General features: G+C 66.4%; 18 protein-coding genes. 4 read left to right on the plus strand and 14 right to left on the minus strand.

Annotation, left to right across the window (positions count from 1 at the left end; translation table 11 throughout):
* Positions 1-245: 245 nt before the first annotated feature.
* Positions 246-1,652, minus strand: coding sequence for a selenium-binding protein SBP56-related protein (locus tag OHA40_RS32480; protein WP_330230615.1), 1,407 nt, complete (start codon positions 1,650-1,652; stop codon positions 246-248).
* 181 nt (positions 1,653-1,833) lie between these two features.
* On the opposite strand from OHA40_RS32480, the gene OHA40_RS32485 reads away from it, so the two are divergent.
* Positions 1,834-2,067 carry an imine reductase family protein gene (locus OHA40_RS32485; RefSeq protein WP_330230616.1) on the plus strand — a complete coding sequence of 78 codons (234 nt, stop codon included), beginning with the start codon at positions 1,834-1,836 and terminating at the stop codon, positions 2,065-2,067.
* Between the two features lie 113 nt (positions 2,068-2,180).
* Here the strand turns inward: OHA40_RS32485 and OHA40_RS32490 are convergent, their stop codons facing one another.
* From OHA40_RS32490 to OHA40_RS32505, 4 genes are read right to left on the minus strand one after another with little or no spacing between them, the layout of a single operon-like run.
* Positions 2,181-3,230, minus strand: coding sequence for an ABC transporter ATP-binding protein (locus OHA40_RS32490; RefSeq protein ID WP_330230617.1), 1,050 nt, complete (start codon positions 3,228-3,230; stop codon positions 2,181-2,183).
* Positions 3,227-3,985 (minus strand): molybdate ABC transporter permease subunit, encoded by a 759-nt coding sequence (gene modB / locus OHA40_RS32495; RefSeq protein WP_330234459.1) that lies wholly within the window; start codon positions 3,983-3,985, stop codon positions 3,227-3,229. The genes OHA40_RS32490 and modB overlap by 4 nt, the downstream gene beginning before the upstream one ends.
* A gap of 50 nt (positions 3,986-4,035) precedes the next feature.
* A complete protein-coding gene (modA, locus tag OHA40_RS32500) occupies positions 4,036-4,809 on the minus strand; it encodes a molybdate ABC transporter substrate-binding protein (protein ID WP_330230618.1) in 774 nt (257 codons plus the stop codon).
* A gap of 11 nt (positions 4,810-4,820) precedes the next feature.
* Positions 4,821-5,219, minus strand: a complete 399-nt coding sequence (locus OHA40_RS32505; protein WP_330230619.1) for a TOBE domain-containing protein — start codon at positions 5,217-5,219, stop codon at positions 4,821-4,823.
* 555 nt (positions 5,220-5,774) lie between these two features.
* Here OHA40_RS32505 and OHA40_RS32510 point away from each other — a divergent pair.
* Positions 5,775-7,379, plus strand: a complete 1,605-nt coding sequence (locus OHA40_RS32510; protein ID WP_330230620.1) for a PucR family transcriptional regulator — start codon at positions 5,775-5,777, stop codon at positions 7,377-7,379.
* Between the two features lie 19 nt (positions 7,380-7,398).
* Here OHA40_RS32510 and OHA40_RS32515 read toward each other — a convergent pair whose 3' ends face one another.
* The 3 genes from OHA40_RS32515 to OHA40_RS32525 are packed head-to-tail and all read right to left on the minus strand — an operon-like array spanning position 7,399 to position 10,043.
* Positions 7,399-8,232, minus strand: a complete 834-nt coding sequence (locus OHA40_RS32515; protein ID WP_330230621.1) for a polysaccharide deacetylase family protein — start codon at positions 8,230-8,232, stop codon at positions 7,399-7,401.
* A gap of 58 nt (positions 8,233-8,290) precedes the next feature.
* Positions 8,291-9,412: an NADH:flavin oxidoreductase gene (locus OHA40_RS32520; RefSeq protein ID WP_330230622.1), complete on the minus strand. Its 1,122-nt coding sequence runs from the start codon at positions 9,410-9,412 to the stop codon at positions 8,291-8,293.
* Positions 9,399-10,043, minus strand: a complete 645-nt coding sequence (locus OHA40_RS32525; RefSeq protein WP_330230623.1) for an urea carboxylase-associated family protein — start codon at positions 10,041-10,043, stop codon at positions 9,399-9,401. The genes OHA40_RS32520 and OHA40_RS32525 overlap by 14 nt, the downstream gene beginning before the upstream one ends.
* Positions 10,044-10,281: 238 nt before the next feature.
* On the opposite strand from OHA40_RS32525, the gene OHA40_RS32530 reads away from it, so the two are divergent.
* Positions 10,282-11,622, plus strand: a complete 1,341-nt coding sequence (locus OHA40_RS32530; protein ID WP_330230624.1) for an amidase family protein — start codon at positions 10,282-10,284, stop codon at positions 11,620-11,622.
* A 10-nt stretch (positions 11,623-11,632) separates the two neighbouring features.
* On the opposite strand, the gene OHA40_RS32535 is transcribed toward OHA40_RS32530, so the two are convergent.
* The 6 genes from OHA40_RS32535 to OHA40_RS32560 form a co-directional block, all read right to left on the minus strand.
* On the minus strand, positions 11,633-12,169 hold the full coding sequence (locus OHA40_RS32535; RefSeq protein ID WP_330230625.1) for a F0F1 ATP synthase subunit B family protein: 537 nt from the start codon (positions 12,167-12,169) through the stop codon (positions 11,633-11,635).
* A complete protein-coding gene (locus OHA40_RS32540) occupies positions 12,156-12,623 on the minus strand; it encodes a F0F1 ATP synthase subunit B family protein (protein WP_330230626.1) in 468 nt (155 codons plus the stop codon). The genes OHA40_RS32535 and OHA40_RS32540 overlap by 14 nt, the downstream gene beginning before the upstream one ends.
* A gap of 4 nt (positions 12,624-12,627) precedes the next feature.
* Positions 12,628-12,888 carry an ATP synthase F0 subunit C gene (atpE, locus tag OHA40_RS32545; protein WP_330230627.1) on the minus strand — a complete coding sequence of 87 codons (261 nt, stop codon included), beginning with the start codon at positions 12,886-12,888 and terminating at the stop codon, positions 12,628-12,630.
* 68 nt (positions 12,889-12,956) lie between these two features.
* Positions 12,957-13,679, minus strand: coding sequence for a F0F1 ATP synthase subunit A (atpB, locus tag OHA40_RS32550; protein ID WP_330230628.1), 723 nt, complete (start codon positions 13,677-13,679; stop codon positions 12,957-12,959).
* Positions 13,676-13,987: a hypothetical protein gene (locus tag OHA40_RS32555; protein WP_330230629.1), complete on the minus strand. Its 312-nt coding sequence runs from the start codon at positions 13,985-13,987 to the stop codon at positions 13,676-13,678. The genes atpB and OHA40_RS32555 overlap by 4 nt, the downstream gene beginning before the upstream one ends.
* A 439-nt stretch (positions 13,988-14,426) precedes the next feature.
* Positions 14,427-15,125: a TetR/AcrR family transcriptional regulator gene (locus tag OHA40_RS32560; protein WP_330230630.1), complete on the minus strand. Its 699-nt coding sequence runs from the start codon at positions 15,123-15,125 to the stop codon at positions 14,427-14,429.
* A 44-nt stretch (positions 15,126-15,169) separates the two neighbouring features.
* Between OHA40_RS32560 and OHA40_RS32565 the strand changes: the two genes are divergently transcribed.
* Positions 15,170-16,189 carry an aldo/keto reductase gene (locus OHA40_RS32565; protein ID WP_330230631.1) on the plus strand — a complete coding sequence of 340 codons (1,020 nt, stop codon included), beginning with the start codon at positions 15,170-15,172 and terminating at the stop codon, positions 16,187-16,189.
* Positions 16,190-16,297 lie beyond the last annotated feature (108 nt).

Genomic DNA, 16,297 nt, shown 5'->3' on the forward strand with positions numbered 1-16,297 from the left:
CCCTCTGTCGTCTGGCCGGTGGACGCTGCTGAAGATGGGTTTCTGCGCGAGCAGGTGTTTACCCGACCGAGGTCACAGCAAACGGGACCACCAGCGCGGGGCCGCGGGGATTTCCCGCGGGCCTATGCCCGACCAGCCACTCCGCCGAAGGTGTTGACAGAAGGAGCTACCCGCCCTGCTGGATCGACGGGATGCCGAACATGGCAGTGGTACGTCGCGGCGCCGCGGCTGACGGGGTTCCACGACTACCGGTAGCAGTAGGAGTCCGAGGAGGCGTCGCCGCCTTGGAGGCGTACCTGGTGCACACGCAGACCTCGAAAGTCTTCGTCGTGTGGGAAGAACGACTCGTCGACGGTCATTCCGCCGTCGGGATCGGTGCGCATCACGGCCATCCAGGCGCCGACCCCCTCCGGGTAGAACTGGTCGTCCCACGCGCCGTAGAGCGAGTTGGTGAGGTAGACCCGCCGACCGTTGCGGCTGATCTCGACCATCTGGGGGCCGCCGGCAAGCGGCTGGTCCGGCGCGGCCGGATGGGCGGTGCGGCTCACGATCCCGCCGAGACGGACGGACCCGGTCTGTTTCGGATTGGCCGGATCGCGCACGTCGAACTGCGCGAGTTCCCCGGTACCCCAGCACGAGACGTAGAGCCATGCGTCGTCGACCGACAGATCGATGTCGCTGACCAGCGGTGGCACCGCGCCGAACGGTTTCAGCGCCGGCGGCAGCAGGTCGGGATCCGCCGGCTCGGCCGGGATGGTGATCACCTTGTCGACCGCCCACGCTCCACCGTCTCGGTGCCAACGCCACACGGAGGCCGATAGATCCTCGGTTGAGATCACCACGCCGACGAACCCCCAGGTGGCGTCCGGATCGTGCGAAGGGCGCAGCTCGAGTGGCATCTGGTGGTGCTCGCCGAGATCGATCCGCTGCTGGTGCCGACCGGCGGTGAGGTCCCAGAAGTGGATCGCGTGGCCGTACTCGTTGGCCAGCAGCAGCTCCGGTTTCAGCCCGTCCTCGATCATGGACGGAGTGCCCCACTCGCTGCTGACCAGCGTGTTCTGGTTGAGATGCCACCAGGCGTCGTACGCGAAGTATTGCGGCCCACGGTCGGTCTCCCATTGCCGCAGCACATCGAACGTGTCGTGATCGAGCAGCGCGATCCCGCCCGGTCCGTCCGATCCGTCTGCCGCGCCGAGGCAGGTCATGAACACACCGTCCGGCCCGCAGTGCAGCGTGTGCGGACGGGAGTAGCCGGCCCTGGCCGCGAGCTCGGAGCTGTCCACGATCTTGGACAGGGTGGGTCGGCGTGGGTCGGGTCGGGTGTCGAACACATACAGGCGCGACGAGCGCAGACCCGGCACGATCAGGTACCGCCGCGCCAGCCCTTCGGTGTGGTGGCCTTCGTGCTTCAGCGCGCTGCTGCAGGCGTTCCAGCCGAAATGGTGCAGCTCGTTGCCTAGGTGAGGTACCTCGGTCCAGCCCACCACCTGGCCGTAGGTGGCCGAGCCCGGATCCACATCGATGACCGACAGCGCATCTGGCTTCTGTGCCGCGCGGTCGAACGCGACAACGTATGCGAGCCGCTCCGGTGGGGCGGCAGCCGCCTCCGCTGCGCTCCGATAGAAGGTCGGGTCCATTTCCGACTGATTCATGTCAGCCTCCTTCCTGCCGACGGGCGGAGACCCACGCACCTCGCCCTGGCGGTCCCGAGGTCGGCGCGACCCGTGTGGCCGCGTACCGCAATGGCGCGGGCAGGCAGTAACAAGTCTCCGCCTTTCGACGTAGATCGACCAGCTACCGTCGGCGCGGCGGCGGAGCGTGCGGGCGGGGGTAGTGGTTCTCCGGAAAGTCTGCGGGCCGCAGCCGGACTTCGAGGCACACCAGCCGGCACTCGACGCGCTCGGCACCGTCACCTACCTGGGTGCCGACCACGGGCTGGCGTCGCTGCACGACGTGGCCGGCCTGGCCATGATGTGGAGTGTCCTGAACGCCTGGCTGCGGGGCACCGCCCTGCTCGGGACCGCCGGTGTCGACGCCGCAACGTCAGTTGCGGCTCGAGACGGCTGAAACCACGCGAAAGTGAGTACCCAAGTGAACATTCCGGATGCGGTGTGTCGCCGGCCTCGAGCACTAGCCGGTGGCTGGACCTGCGGTGACGCGGATGCTCACCGGACGACCCGTCATGCTGGATACGAGCGGGTTTCGGTGGCCTTGACCGCGGCCCACAGCCGCTGGCCCGGATGCAGGCGCAACTGGGCGACGGTGGCCGGAGTGATGTCGGCGAGCACTGGGGGTACACCGTCGAGACGGACGCGGGTCGTGTGCGCGTGTTGCTCGATACCCGTGATCGTGACCGGCCAGCTGTTGCGCGGGCTGCCCACGGGTCGTTCCGGGTGCAGTCCGACGGCGTTAGGGGCAAAGGCTATGTACACGGGCCCCTCAGCGGGTTCGGCGAGGGTGATGCTGCCGCCGCCCTCCAGTTGGGCGATGGCGCCACGGGCAGTGCCTCGATAGAGGTTGAGACCCATCAAGTCGGCCACATAGTCCGAGCGCGGCCGCGCCGCGACCTCCGCGGGCGGCCCCTGCTGCACGATCGCGCCGTTCTCGAGGATGACCAGCCGATCGGCCAGGACCATGGCGTCGAGCGGGTCGTGGGTGACGAGCACCGTGTGTCCCGGGTAATCGCGCAGATGGTGGGCGAGGTCCGCGCGCACCTGGAGCTTGGTACCGGCGTCCAACGCGGCGAGTGGCTCGTCGAGCAGCAATAGCTCTGGTTCGGTGACCAGCGCACGGGCAAGGGCAACCCGTTGAGCCTGCCCACCGGACAGCGCTCGGGGCTTGCGCTGCGCGTAATCCGCCAGTCCGACACGTGTGAGCCATTGAGCGGCGCGCTCACGTGCGGCGGCGCGCCGATATCCGCGGGCCCGGAGCCCGAAGGCGACATTCTCCAGCGCCGACAGATGTCCGAACAGCAGATAGTCCTGGAATAGCACGCCGACTTCGCGGCGTTCAGCGGGTGTGAACACCGAAGGTGGTGCGTCCCAGGTGTGGTCGTCGAGCCGGATGTGCCCGTCGGTCAGGGCGATCAATCCGGACAGCGCCCGCAGGGCTGTGGTCTTGCCCGCCCCATTGGGGCCCAGCAGCGCGACCACTTCGCCCGGTTCGACGCTCAGCGGCAGCTCGAGGACGAAAGAACCTCTGCTGACTCGCAGTTCGGCGACCAATGTCATACCACACCCCGAATCCAGCGTTCGCGCAACGCGACGAGGACGGCGACCGATACGGCCAGCAGCACCAGGCTGAGCACGATCGCGGCGTCCGGATCGGTCTCCAGCGCGAGGTAGACCGCCAACGGCATGGTCGTCGTCCGGCCGGGAAAGTTGCCTGCGAAGGTGATGGTGGCGCCGAACTCGCCGAGCGCACGCGCCCAGCACAGCACGCCGCCCGCGATCACGCCGGGCAGGACCGACGGCAGCGTGACCCGGCGGAAGACATACCAGCCAGTTGCGCCGAGGGTGGCTGCCGCCTCCTCGAAGCGCGGATCCGCCGCCCGCAAGGCGCCCTCGACAGAGATCACCAGAAAGGGCATGGCCACGAATGCCTCCGCCACGATCACCCCGGCCGTGGTGAACGGCAAGGAGATGCCGAACCATTCATAGAGATGCCGTCCGATCAGCCCGCGGCGGCCGAGCACCAACAGGAGCGCGACACCGCCGACTACCGGTGGCAACACCAGCGGCACGGTGACCAGGGCGCGGATGACGCCGCGCCCCGGCAGTTCGGCGCGCGCGAGCAGCCAGGCCAGCGGAATGCCCAGTACCAGGCAGATCACCGTCGCCACGGTCGCGCACAGCAGCGAAAGCCGTAGCGCCTGACCGACTTCGGAACTGAAGAGCCGACTCGGCATGGTCTCCCACGGCGCTCGCACCAGCAGCCCGATGAGCGGTAGGACCAGGAATGCGAGACCGCAGACGGCGGGCAGCATCAGCGCGACCGGTCGCCGTCCGCGCACCGCCCGCCGTCGTGCGGGCGCGATCACGGGGTGTCGAATCCCGCCGCGGCGAAGACCGTCTTGGCCTGAGCCGATGTCACGAAGTCGACGAACGCCGTCGCGGCCGCCGCGTTCGGAGCATGCGCCAGTGGTGCGACCGGATAGTCGTTGACGGCTTTGCCCGACTCGGGGAAGTCGATTCCCTCGACCTTGTCCCCCGCGGCCTTGACGTCGGTGCGGTAGACCAGCGCGGCGTCGACCTCACCGAGCGTGACCTTGGTCAGGACCGCCTTCACGTCCTGCTCGCGGGTATCCGGTTGCGGCGTGATGCCTGCCGTCTCGAACACCGTTCTGGCCGCCGCACCGCAGGGCACCTGCATCGCGCACAGCGCGAGTTTGGGCTCGGTCTTGCCGAAATCGGCCAGCCCGGTGATGTGCCCGAGGTTGCCCCGCGGCACCGCGATCTCGAGCCGGTTGCGCACGAAAGTTACCGGAGTGGCGGTGACCTCACCCTTGTCGCGGACCTGCTGCATGTTCTTCGGCGCCGCCGAGGCGAACACGTCGGCCGGCGCGCCTTGGTTGATCTGTTCGGCCAGCGCCGAACTCGCGCCGAAGCTGTAGACCACCTTGACGCCCGGGTGCGCGGCCTCGAACTGTTCACCGAGCTCGGTGAACGTCTCGGTCAGCGATGCCGCGGCGAACACGGTCACCGTCCCCGACACATGCTGTGCGCCGGTGTGTTCGGTCTTGTCGTCCGAACCGCAGCCCGCCGCGGTCACGACAGCCAGCACGGTCGCGGCACACAACTTGCGAACCATTCTCATCCTCATCAACTCTCCGGTATCTCCACGACGACGTGCGTGGACTTCACGGACGCGACAGCGACGCTGCCGACTTCCAGACCGAGCTCGTCGACCGATTCCCGGCTCAGCAGCGACACCAGCCGGAACGGTCCGGCCTGCATCTCCACCTGTGCCATCACGGTGTCCTTCACGACCCGGGTCACGATTCCGCGCATCCGGTTGCGGGCCGACGCCGCGACCGTCACGCCCGGCTGCGGCGCCTCGGCATTCGCCTGCAGGAACTGGGCGAGCTCACAGCCGCTGACCCCCTTGCGGCCGCTATCGAGCTGAATCGCGGTCAGACGGCCCTGATCGATCCATCGGCGCACCGTGTCATCGCTGACACCCAGCAGCGCGGCCACTTCGCTGATCCGTAGATTCGACACGAGAGTTAGTCTATTGCCGCATTCACGGAAGTGATAGTCGATCCGTGCCGTGATATCGGCACGCCGAAGTTCCGTACCCGCACGGCGAGCGGCCAGCGAGCGTTGGAGTCTCTACCCCCGGGCGAACTGCCGAACGATTCCGGGTATGAGCCTCGCCGCCCCACCCTTACGAGGATCCGGCTCGAGCCCGCTCATAAGCACGACATACCGCAAGCGGTGCGGAAGGCGAGCCGAGGTGCCGAGCAGAGCCCCTCATCGACTCTGCTCGGCGATCCATCGGCGACGGCGGTCCTGGCCGGATGGTTCAACCTGTCGCCGCTGAGATGTGGCGGTGTGGCCGGGCGAGGGTGTAGTAGAGAACGCCGGCGACTATGGCGCCGGCGATCCAGGAGCAGTCGGTGTTGCCGAATGTGCGCGCGAGGGGACCCTGCATCGCAGGGACGAGGCCGTACTGCCACGACCAGCCTGCGATGAGCCTCATGCAAGCACTACTGGGAGGTCCTGAGATATGTGTATTCATACACTATCCCGGCGTTCGTATGTACATTCGGATATGTGCTGACGCTTCGCCGACTTGTCGCCGACCCTGCCCTGGGACTGGAGGTGGTCACACCCGACCTCGCTGATTCCCTCGACCGAGAGATCGTCTGGTTGCACACCACTGAGCTGCCCGACCCATCGCGCTATATCCGTGCGAGGGAGTTGGTCTTGACGAACGGCCTGTGGCAGCCGCACGTCACGGCCGAAGCGTTCGTGGACTCCGTGGCGCGAGCGCGGGCTGCGGGCCTGGTGTTCGGGTTGACCGCGCAAACACCGGCCATTCCTCCTGGCCTCGCGGAGTCGTGCCGGTCGCGCGGACTTCCGCTCGTCGAACTGTGCATCGGTGTGCCCTTCGCCGCGATCACCGAAGCTGCCTCCCGCATCCAGAACGAAACGCTGCAGGCGGAATTGACTGCCACCGTCCACCGCGGCAACGCATTGGCCACCTCGCTGTCGCGCGGTGGCGGCGCCGCAGGCGTGCTCGAGATTCTCCGCCGCGACACCGATCTGCCGCTGCTCGTGGTCGACCGTATGGGCCGATGTTTGGCCAGCATCGGCTGCGAACTGACCGACGATCAGATTCGACGCGCCTCGGCCGCCCTCAACCGCACACCACCACCGATCGAGGTCGACATCGCCGGGGCGGCATCGTCGGCGCTCTACCTCGTCGAGGGTGTCCTGGGGGACATCGACGCGGGCCTGTACTGCCTGCGGCCAACCGCTGAACTCACGCCGGCGGACAAGGATGCGCTGGCACAGGCCGCGCGGTTCCTGAGCTTGGAGGTCACCAAGCAGCAAGCTGTGCACGCCATCGAGGCGCGGTTCGCCGGTGAACTGCTGGAGATGGTCCTCTCCGGACCGAGGCGCGCCGGCGAGGTGAGTCAGCGGCTGGCCGCGTACGGAGTGCCACCCGATCGGACACTGGCCGTGCTCGCGATCGTACCGAGTGCCACCGACGAATCGGCACCGTCCGACGGAATCGGCGACGCTGTCGGCGCGGTCTTCTCCGCCAAGGGCATTCCGGTATTCATCGGCGCAGGCAGCCGAGACGTCGTCGCGATCTTCGCGTGGGACCGCACCATCGACGTACTGTCGGATTTTGCTCGTGAACTGTCCGCGGAGATCGGGCGACGCGTCGATCACCGGCGAATCGTGATCGGTGTGGGTGAACTCGCCGCTGATGCCGGTGCGCTGCGGGAACCGCTGATACGCGCACGCGAGATCTGTCACGTCCTGCGTGCGAAGGAAGGCATGCGCACCGCGACATTCGCCGATATCGCGACGTATCGGATGCTGCTGGGCCTCATCGACAATCAGAGTCTTCGACAATTCTCCGGGCATGTGCTGGGCATCATCCGCGACCACGACGCGCGGGCACGGACCGAGCTCGAGCGTACTTTGCGAACCTTCCTCGCCCATGACGGCCAATGGGCTGTTACCGCGGCCGCATTGCATGTCCACGTCAATACGCTGCGCAATCGCATTACTCGGATCACCGAACTGACCGGACGGGACGTAAACCGGATCGAGGACAAGGTCGACCTCTTTCTGGCATTAGAGGCCGAATCCTTCGGCTCGAACGGGAGTGTCCCGGTTGCTGGGGAAGGCCGGTCGCGATGATCCGGCCGGGCAGCGGGATTCAGTCCGGGTACACCGCGGGATCGACGTCGTAGTCCGGCAGCGGGCGGCGTGGGGTCTCGGGATCGTCCCGCGCCCACTCGGCGACGTCGCGGCAGCGGGCGAAGTACACGTCCGCGCATTCCTGCGCGTAGGCGATGAGGTTGCGCAGGGCGATCATCCGGCCGGGCCGACCGGTCAGGAAGGGGTGCATACACAGGTTGAACAGGCATCCGTAGCGGCGCATCCCGTCGAGTTCCGCGCGCCACAGCTGTTCGACTTCGACCGGTGATTCGATGACCGAACCGATGTTCGGTTCGGGGAGAAATGCGTACTGCTCCCAGTCGTCGAGCGACCAATGCACCGGTAGCTCCATCACCGACCCGTGCTCGGTGTCCACCAGGTACGGCCGGTCGTCCCCCATCAAGGACGAGTCGTACACCAGCCCATGCTCGGCGATGAGACCGACCGTGTCGCGAGTCGCACTCCACATCGCCGCGCGGTGCCCGGCGATATCGACGTTCTGCGCCGCGAAAACATCCAGTGCCCGTTCGAAGTCGACGCGTTCCTCGCCCGTGGACATCGATGTCGGCGGTCGGTGGCTGTAGGAATGATGCGCAACCTCATGTCCGCGGTCGACGATGGACCGCGCCAGGCCGGGTCGTTGTTCGGCGACCCAGCCCGGCACGAAGAAGGTCGCGGGGACCCTCATCTCGTCGAGCAGGTCGAGGATCCGCGGCACGCCCACATCGGGCCCGTACGACTGGTGCGACATCACCATGGGCTGGTCGGCGAACCTGCGCCCCTGCGCGAGTATCGGTGTCTCGGCGTCGACATCGAATGTCAACGTAGCCACGGCGGCCGCACCACGAGCCCAACCCTGGTCCATCGTCTGCTCCTGCTCCCCTGCGTCGCTATTTACCGCTGTTCTCGCGCCAGGCCCTGGCGCAGTCGAGGGTAGCCAGCGGATGGAGCATCTCATGGTCGAACGCGTCGAGCGCGGCACCGGCCGCTATACGTCGGGGCAGGTCGGGGTTGGCAAGGGCGCCGCGGCCGACGGAAAGGATATCGGCGTGTCCACCGGCCAGCACCTCCGCGGCTTGTACCGGGTCGTGCATTCCGCCGTTGGCGATGACCGGTCTGCCCGACACCTCTCGAGCGAGTTCGGTGATGGTCGAACCGCTGGGGAAACGCGCGGTCTCGACGAAGTCCTTGCCTTCGCTGGCGATGTGCAGATACGTCGCGCCGGCCAATGCGGAGAAGATGACCCGCGCGTCCCCGTCTGCTCCGGGCCACCGGTATACGAAGTCGTTGACCTTGGTCTGCGACAGCCGAACCCCGATGGTGAATGTGCCGAGCGCTTCCCGGATCGCCGCCACGACGCGTGCCGTCAGTCGAATGCGGTTTTCCACTGGACCGCCGTACTCGTCGGATCGGTGGTTGGTGTAGTCGGTGACGAACTGGTCGAACAGATATCCATTCGCCGCGTGGATCTCGACTCCGTCGAATCCCGCGTCCCGTGCGTTCGTCGCAGCGGTGACGAACCCGCCGATGACGCTATCGATGTCGTCCCGGCTCATCTGCCGGGGCACAGGCCAGCCTCCGCCGACACCACCGTAGTCCCGCATCATCTCGCCGCGGGGGCGGACCGCGGAGGGCGCGATGGTCTCGAAGCCGTAGGCGTTGCCTTGCGAGATCGCGCCGGCGTGCATGAGTTGCGCGATGATCGGCGCTCCGGCGGCGTGGACAGCGTCTACCACGCTGCGCCAGCCGGCGACGTGCCGCTCGGTGACCAACCCCGGCTGATTGAAGTAGCCCTGGCTGTGGGTGGCGTCGGTGTAGCTACCCTCGGTGATGATCAGGCCGAATCCCCCGGAGGCGAACCCGCGGTAGTACTCGGCCATGTGCGGGGTGGGGGTGCCGTCAGGCTGCGCGGATATTCGGGACATCGGAGCGGTGGCGAATCGATTGCGCAGATGCAGTGTTTCGAGCTCGAAGGACTCCAGTGCAGAGTGCGCGAGGTCAGTGGTGGGCATCGGCGGCGGTCTCCTCGGTGGTGTGGCGGTAGGTGGTCATGGCCAGTGGGGTCGGTCCGGCGCCATTGATGACGGTGTGGTCCTGCGGGCAAGCCGAGACGACGACAATGCAGTCCATTTCGGCGCGGAAGGTGATCGTGTCTCCCGGTGCGGTGGGGGCATCGAGCCAGGGCAGATCTCCGATGTCGGAGACCGGGACGCGCATGAAGATATTGATCGGTTGCGGTATGAACGGCAGCGCCTCGTGCCCGCGCTCGGCCATGGCTCGCCGGAGGTTGTCCGCGCACGACGCGTGCACCGGATCCCCGAGTGCCGCATACCGTTCCGGGTCGCAAGCGGCGATCAGCATGTCGTGGATACCGGGGGAACTGTCGGCGAGATAGGTGAGGATGGGCCGGCGTCGGTTGGTGACGAACCGACCGAGGAGGGCTGGGAACAACCGGCCGTTGTGGGTTCGCGTGTGCGCGGCACTGTGATGCTCGGAAATGTCGTAGGCGTTGTAGGCGAACACGTCTCCCACTTGGCCGCCGCAGACATCGGTTATCACCAGACGGTCGCCGGCACGCAGACTCACCGATCGGGCTTCTCTGGCCGGAATCGTGACCGGCTCAGGATCGCGCAGCAATGTCATGTCAGCAGTCAACACATTCGGCAGAGCACTCAGCAATGGAGTTCTCTACACTGAATGCCAGATTTCCTGTATGTTCGCACATGTCAGCCGAGTGCGTCGTGCCATACGGTGTTGAGGGCACACCTCTAGCCGAAGGAAGCACCCCGCCGATGACGACGTCACATCCCCACTGCGATCACCCGATCGACGCCGGCGCACTCACTCTGGCCGGAACAGTCCGTATGACCGCCACAGCACAATGACCTCCGCCACCGTGCTTGCCGCCGCGCTCGCCGCCCAGCACACGACTCCGACGGAGTTGGCCGACGCGGCCGTCGGCCTCGCTCGAGAGCCCCGCGCGGCCACGACGATGATCACGGTATCCGCCGAACGAGCCTGGAGCGACGCGAAAACCAGTGCGGCCCGGCACCGCCGAGGCGAGCCCCGCAGCCGGCTCGACGGCATCCCCATCGCCTGGAAGGACGTGTTCGACATCCCAGGCGTCGTCACCACCTGCGGGTCGTCCGCCCACGTCCACGACGCACCCGCCCGCGCGGCCGGTCACCTGGTCCGTCGCGCCGCCGAGAGCGGCCTGATCACCATCGGCAAGACGAATCTCAGCGAATTCGCGTTCTCGGGACTGGGCGTCAATCACCATTTCGGAACGCCGCCCAACCCGCTGGACGCCGGTTTGGTTCCGGGCGGCTCCTCGTCCGGATCCGCCGTCGCGGTCGCCACGGGCATCGTCCCCCTCGCCGTCGGCACGGACACCTCCGGCTCCGTCCGGATACCCGCCGCCTTTTGCGGCATCATCGGTTACCGGGCAAGCCCCGGGCGCTACGGACCTCATGACTTCGCGCCACTCGCACCCACCCTGGATAGCATCGGCACTTTCGCAACCACCGTCGAGGACATCATCGCCCTCGACCAGACCCTTACCCGATGCCGCGCGCCACACCCTTCCGGACCGCCGCGATTCGTCATCCCCGCTGGTGAATGGTCCGAGGACAGCACACCTGGCATCGCGCGAGATTTCAGCGGACTTGTCGCGGAATTGGGTGCCGCAGGTGCCGACATTGTCAGCCGTGCACTGCCGTCGATGTCGATCGCACAAGATCTGATGGACCGCAACGGCACGATAGTCGGTGCCGAAGCATTCCAACTGCATCGTCGACGCCTCGGCTCGACCATTCCTGCCGAGGCGGCGACCCTGCGCCGCCTCGCGAGCAACGCGCATACCGGAGCTACGGTCCACCGGGTCTACGACGCGATGCGTGGTCTGCGGCGAGCATTCGCTGCCGAACTCGACGGCGCCACGCTGCTGTGTCCCACCGTGCGGCACCCGCCACCCGCGATCGCCGACCTCGACTCCGACGATATCCACTACGACCGAGTCAATGCATCCACCCTGCGCACCACCATGCTGCTGAGCTACCTCGGCACATGCGGCATCACTCTTCCCACTCCGGCATCCGGGCCCGGGCCGCGCTCCGGAGCCCTGCTCTCCCGGCCCTACGGCCAGGACCACGATCTGCTTGCGGATGCAGCCTGGACCCATCGCATGTGCCACCACGTCCGGCGCTCGGCCGAGGTGAGATGACGAACCGAGGTTACGAGGAACTAGGGAGTTCCTCGGCGAGTCCTGCCAACTCGTCGAGGAATGTGTCGATACTGTCCGATCTGGCCCGGGGTGAGTCGAGGCGTTCGCGCACCACGAACTCGGCACGGTCGAGCACTGTGGTGGTGAGGTTGTGCCCGAGTTCTTCCAGCAGTTGCCGATGCACCTGCTGGAGTCGGTCCATGCCTTGTCTGCGCACCCGTTCGACCTCGGCGGCCGTGGTGTTCCGCAGTTCCGCGAGGATCCGCTCGGCGTCGGCGCGCGCTTCCCGACGGATGTGAGCCGCTTCGATGTCTGCCGTCGCGGCCGCTTCGGCGAATGCCCGTTCGGCAGCGGCCAATCGGGCTGCGGCCTGCGAGCTCTCCTCCAGTTGTCCGTGAATCGTGTGCTGCGCCCGTTGCATCATTGCCTTCACCTGCGGCACAACCCACTTGGCGAGCGCACCGAGAATGACGGCGAAGCCGAGCAGCTGGCTGAGGAATACCGGCCAGTTCCAGGTGATGTCGTAGATGCCGTCACGTTCGTTCATCGTCTCTACCTCCGATCACTCGGTCTGCCAGATCACCGGCCAGCGCGTCGATGTGTCCACGCAGCCGCGCCGTCGCCGTGTCGGCGTGGCCCCGTAGCTCGATCGTGGCCCCGGCCATCATCACATCGGACTGTTCTTGCGCCTGCTCGCGCATGGACATCAGGATCGCCCGGCCTTCGACCCTGGCCTGTTCGCGCAGCCGCGACGCCTCGCTGCGAGCCTGTGCCACCGAGGACCGATACCGATCCTCGGCCGCAGAGAAGACCTCCCGCGCCCGTTGCCCATCAGCGGCGGTCTTGGCGACGCGGGCTTCCCGTTGCGCGAGCACATCGCGGATCGGCGGCAGGACGAAAAGCCAGATGACCGCGAGCACGAGCAGGAATATCGACAATTCCGCGAGGAAGGTCCCGTTGGGGATCAGGAAGTTCTGTTCCGCCGCGGTTTTCGTGGTCATGGCACTACTTGCCCGGCGCCGCGAAGGCGAACAGCGCCATGAATGTCAGGTTGATGAAGTACACGGCGTCGACCAGGCTGACCGCCATCAGATAATTGCCGCGCAGCTTGCCCTCGGCCTCCGGTTGCCGGGAAACGCCGTTGATCAGCGCCGAACCCGCCATGCCGTTGCCATAGCCTGCGCCGATCGCGCCGCCGACCATCATCAATCCGCCCGCGAGCAGCGCCGCCGCCTGGACGATCGTCGCATGGGTCACATCTGCCATTTTCTGTTCCTTCCCTTTCCCGTTGATTCGAAATGTGCCTGTCCGGAACAAGGATGCTGTGGCACAGCTCAGTGGTTCTCGTGCTCGAGCGCGGTGGCCTGACCGAAGTAGAGGACTGTCAGCAGGGCGAAGATGAAGGCCTGGATGAGCCCGACGAAGAGGTCGAACAACTTCCACGCGGCGTTCGGGCCCCAGCTGAGCCATGCCGGGAGCAGTGCGATCACCGAGATCATCACCCCGCCCGCGAACATATTGCCGAACAATCGCAGGGCCAGTGAAAGCGGTTTCGCCAGTTCCTCGATGATGTTGATGACAATCATTGGGCCCCAGCCGGTATGCCCTTTCAGCACCTGCTTCACATGCCCGATCGGGCCGCGTCGCGCCATACCCGCGGACTGATAGCAGAGGAAGACGAACAGCGCGAGCGCATAGGTGAAGTTGACGTCCGCGGCGGGTGGTTTGATCAGCTCGCCGTCGCCGTACTGCACCGGCAGCACGGACAGCCAGTTCGACAGCAGAACGAAGACGAACAACGTCACCGCCAGTGGCAGCACGAATGGCGCGATGCGTAGTCCGACAGCACTTTCCACCTGACCGCGCAGCTGCACTGTCACGGTCTCGAAGAACAACTGCACCCCGTTCGGGACACCGGACGTCAGCTTGACGCGCAGATAGAATGCGAGCCCCACCACGACAACAGCCGCGACCACGGTGGCAAGGATGGTGTCGACATGGAAGTCCATGCCGAGGACGTGCGCGGTTTCATGATGGCCCACTTCGACTTTCGTCATCGGCCGGCTCGCAACACCGGCGCCGCCACTCGGAGCAGCAGGGCGATCTGAAAGGCCAACAGCCCGAAGAAAATGCCGAGCCCATCAGGTCGAGTCAGGACACCGACGATCAGCGCGACCGTCGTGACACCGAACAACCGCAACCCTGTCGTCGCTGTCAAACGCTGTTTGCCGGATCCGGTATCACACGATATCCATCCGACGGCAACTCGGGTGAGCCACGCGTTGACAGATCCCAATGCGATTCCGACACAAATGAATACACCCAATAGCAGCCGATCCAGCATCCCGGCCGCCGCGAGAACCACGATTCCCACTCCGGCGGAGACGATGATCGGACGGCGGTCCACGCTGACCGTCATATGTCCTCCCATAGTGATGGCATGGCGATATGTAGCGGAGCCACTACATACGGCCACAACATCATTGTGTCTTACTACGGCCGGTAGTACAAGAGTTTGGGACAAATCGGACACCCTCCCGGCTGAGGCTGGGGTTCAGGGTCATCCGAAGTGCATGACCGCCGCCGCACCGGAGCGGGCGGCATCATCGAAGAAGGCGACCAGGACGCCGTAGTGGTAGCGCAAGGGCGCCACCGGATTTCGGCCAGGCGCCCGTACTGCTCGGGGAATGTAGCCCGGCGTGCCGACAGATTCAGCGCGGCGGGATTCGGCGGTGGCCGCTCAGCGACCGCCCATGCCGCTGCTGCCGGCGCGCCGCCACGTGAGGAATTCGCGGCTGGCTCTCCTAGTGGCGGTGCAGTCCTGCGATGAGCAGTTCGACCATGCGACGCGCGTCGTAGCGGGGGTCATCGGCTGCGCCGATGCAGAGATTGCCGACGCCGCGCATCAGTTCGTAGGCATCGATGTCGGGGCGGATCTCGCCGGCCTCGGCGGCGGCGTCGAGCAGTCGAGTGCACACCGGCACGAGGTGGTCGAGAAAGTAGGCGTGCAGCGTGTCGAAGCCGGCGTCGCCGGACTGCAGCACGGCAGCGAGTCCGTGCTTGGTGGCGAGGAAATCAACGAAGAGGATGATCCATTGGCCCAGTGCGGCGTACGGAGCGGCATTGCTCGCCAGCAGGGCCGGACCGGCCTCGGCGCAGGCCTCGACCTGGTGCCGGTAGACGGCGATGATGAGATCCGCTCGGGTCGGGAAGTGGCGGTAGATCGTGCCCGTCCCCACGCCGGCCCTGGCCGCAATGTCGCGTACCGGCGCTTCGACGCCGGAGGTGACAAAGACCGCAGCGGCGGCATCGAGCAGCGTCTGCTTGTTACGCCGGGCGTCGGCCCGCTTCCGCGGGGCCGGCGATCCTGATCCGCTGTCGATGTCGGTCACTGCGCCGCTACCTCCGTTACTCCACTCGCCAAACGGAACCATGTTCCGTATGGTGTTAACCGGAACAAGGTTCCGGGTGTTCAGGATGCCAGACAGGCGAACCGCAACCAAGCTCCGCATCGCAAACTCGCTTCACCCCGCATGGAGGAACAGTCATGCAGTACCGCACCTTGGGCCGCACCGGCGTGCAGGTCAGCACTCTCGTGCTCGGCGCGATGAACTTCGGCAGAATCGGACGCACCACCCAGGACGAAGCCACCGCCATCGTCGACGCCGCCCTCGAGGCCGGGATCAACCTCATCGACACCGCCGATTGGTACAGCGACGGAGAGTCGGAAGAGATGGTCGGCAAGGCCATCGCCGGCCGCCGCGAGGACATCGTGCTGGCCACGAAGGCGACCATGCCGATGAGCGACGAGCGCAACCATCAGGGCAGCTCGCGCCGCTGGTTGGTCACCGAACTCGACAACAGCCTGCGCCGTCTCGGTGTCGACCACATCGATCTCTACCAGATCCACCGATGGGACCCGCGCACCAGCGATGAGGAGACCCTGTCGGCCTTGACCGACCTGCAGCGCGCGGGAAAGATCCGGTACTTCGGCTCCTCGACGTTTCCCGCGTACCGCATCGTGCAAGCCCAATGGGCCGCCCGAGACAATTACCTGAGCCGTTACGTCACCGAACAGCCCGGCTACTCCATCCTGCAGCGCGGCATCGAGACCCATGTCCTCCCCGTGACCGAGCAGTACGGGCTCGGTGTCCTCGTATGGAGCCCGCTGGCCTCGGGCTGGCTGTCGGGTGCGATCCGTGCGGGTCAGGAGATCACCACCAACCGCTCGGCGTCGCTGCCGCAGCGCTTCGACACCGCCATTGCGTCCAACCGCGCCAAGCTCGACGCGGTCGGGCAGCTGGCCGAGGTCGCCGACCAGGCCGGTCTGACGATGATTCAGCTCGCGCTCGGATTCGTGACCGCGCACCCCGCCGTGACCAGCGCGATCATCGGCCCCCGCACGCTGGACCATGTGCACTCGCAGCTCGCCGCGGCAGGCACCGTGCTCTCCGCCGACGTGCTCGATGCGATCGACGCGATCGTCGCTCCGGGCACCGACCTTGCCCCACACGAAAAGTTCGACACGCCGCCCGCCCTGCTCGACCCGGCACTGCGGCGTCGCTGATCGCTCGTCACGTCGGTCACCAGACCACGCTCATCGGCTGATCGGTTTCCCGCGGCCGCACAGGTCGCGGCGGGCCGCGGTGAGGTAGGTGATGTTCTCGGTCACTCA

This window comes from Nocardia sp. NBC_00508 (genome assembly GCF_036346875.1).
Lineage (GTDB): Bacteria > Actinomycetota > Actinomycetes > Mycobacteriales > Mycobacteriaceae > Nocardia.

Coding starts and splice junctions, on each gene's coding strand:
- OHA40_RS32525 (WP_330230623.1), bottom strand. CDS start 10,043: ATGACATTGCTGCGCGATCCTGAGCCGGTCACGATTCCGGCCAGAGAA.
- OHA40_RS32520 (WP_330230622.1), bottom strand. CDS start 9,412: ATGCCCACCACTGACCTCGCGCACTCTGCACTGGAGTCCTTCGAGCTC.
- atpE (WP_330230627.1), bottom strand. CDS start 12,888: ATGGCAGATGTGACCCATGCGACGATCGTCCAGGCGGCGGCGCTGCTC.
- OHA40_RS32480 (WP_330230615.1), bottom strand. CDS start 1,652: ATGAATCAGTCGGAAATGGACCCGACCTTCTATCGGAGCGCAGCGGAG.
- modB (WP_330234459.1), bottom strand. CDS start 3,985: ATGCTGCCCGCCGTCTGCGGTCTCGCATTCCTGGTCCTACCGCTCATC.
- OHA40_RS32565 (WP_330230631.1), top strand. CDS start 15,170: ATGCAGTACCGCACCTTGGGCCGCACCGGCGTGCAGGTCAGCACTCTC.
- OHA40_RS32540 (WP_330230626.1), bottom strand. CDS start 12,623: ATGACCACGAAAACCGCGGCGGAACAGAACTTCCTGATCCCCAACGGG.
- atpB (WP_330230628.1), bottom strand. CDS start 13,679: ATGACGAAAGTCGAAGTGGGCCATCATGAAACCGCGCACGTCCTCGGC.
- OHA40_RS32490 (WP_330230617.1), bottom strand. CDS start 3,230: ATGACATTGGTCGCCGAACTGCGAGTCAGCAGAGGTTCTTTCGTCCTC.
- OHA40_RS32530 (WP_330230624.1), top strand. CDS start 10,282: ATGACCTCCGCCACCGTGCTTGCCGCCGCGCTCGCCGCCCAGCACACG.
- OHA40_RS32535 (WP_330230625.1), bottom strand. CDS start 12,169: ATGAACGAACGTGACGGCATCTACGACATCACCTGGAACTGGCCGGTA.
- modA (WP_330230618.1), bottom strand. CDS start 4,809: ATGGTTCGCAAGTTGTGTGCCGCGACCGTGCTGGCTGTCGTGACCGCG.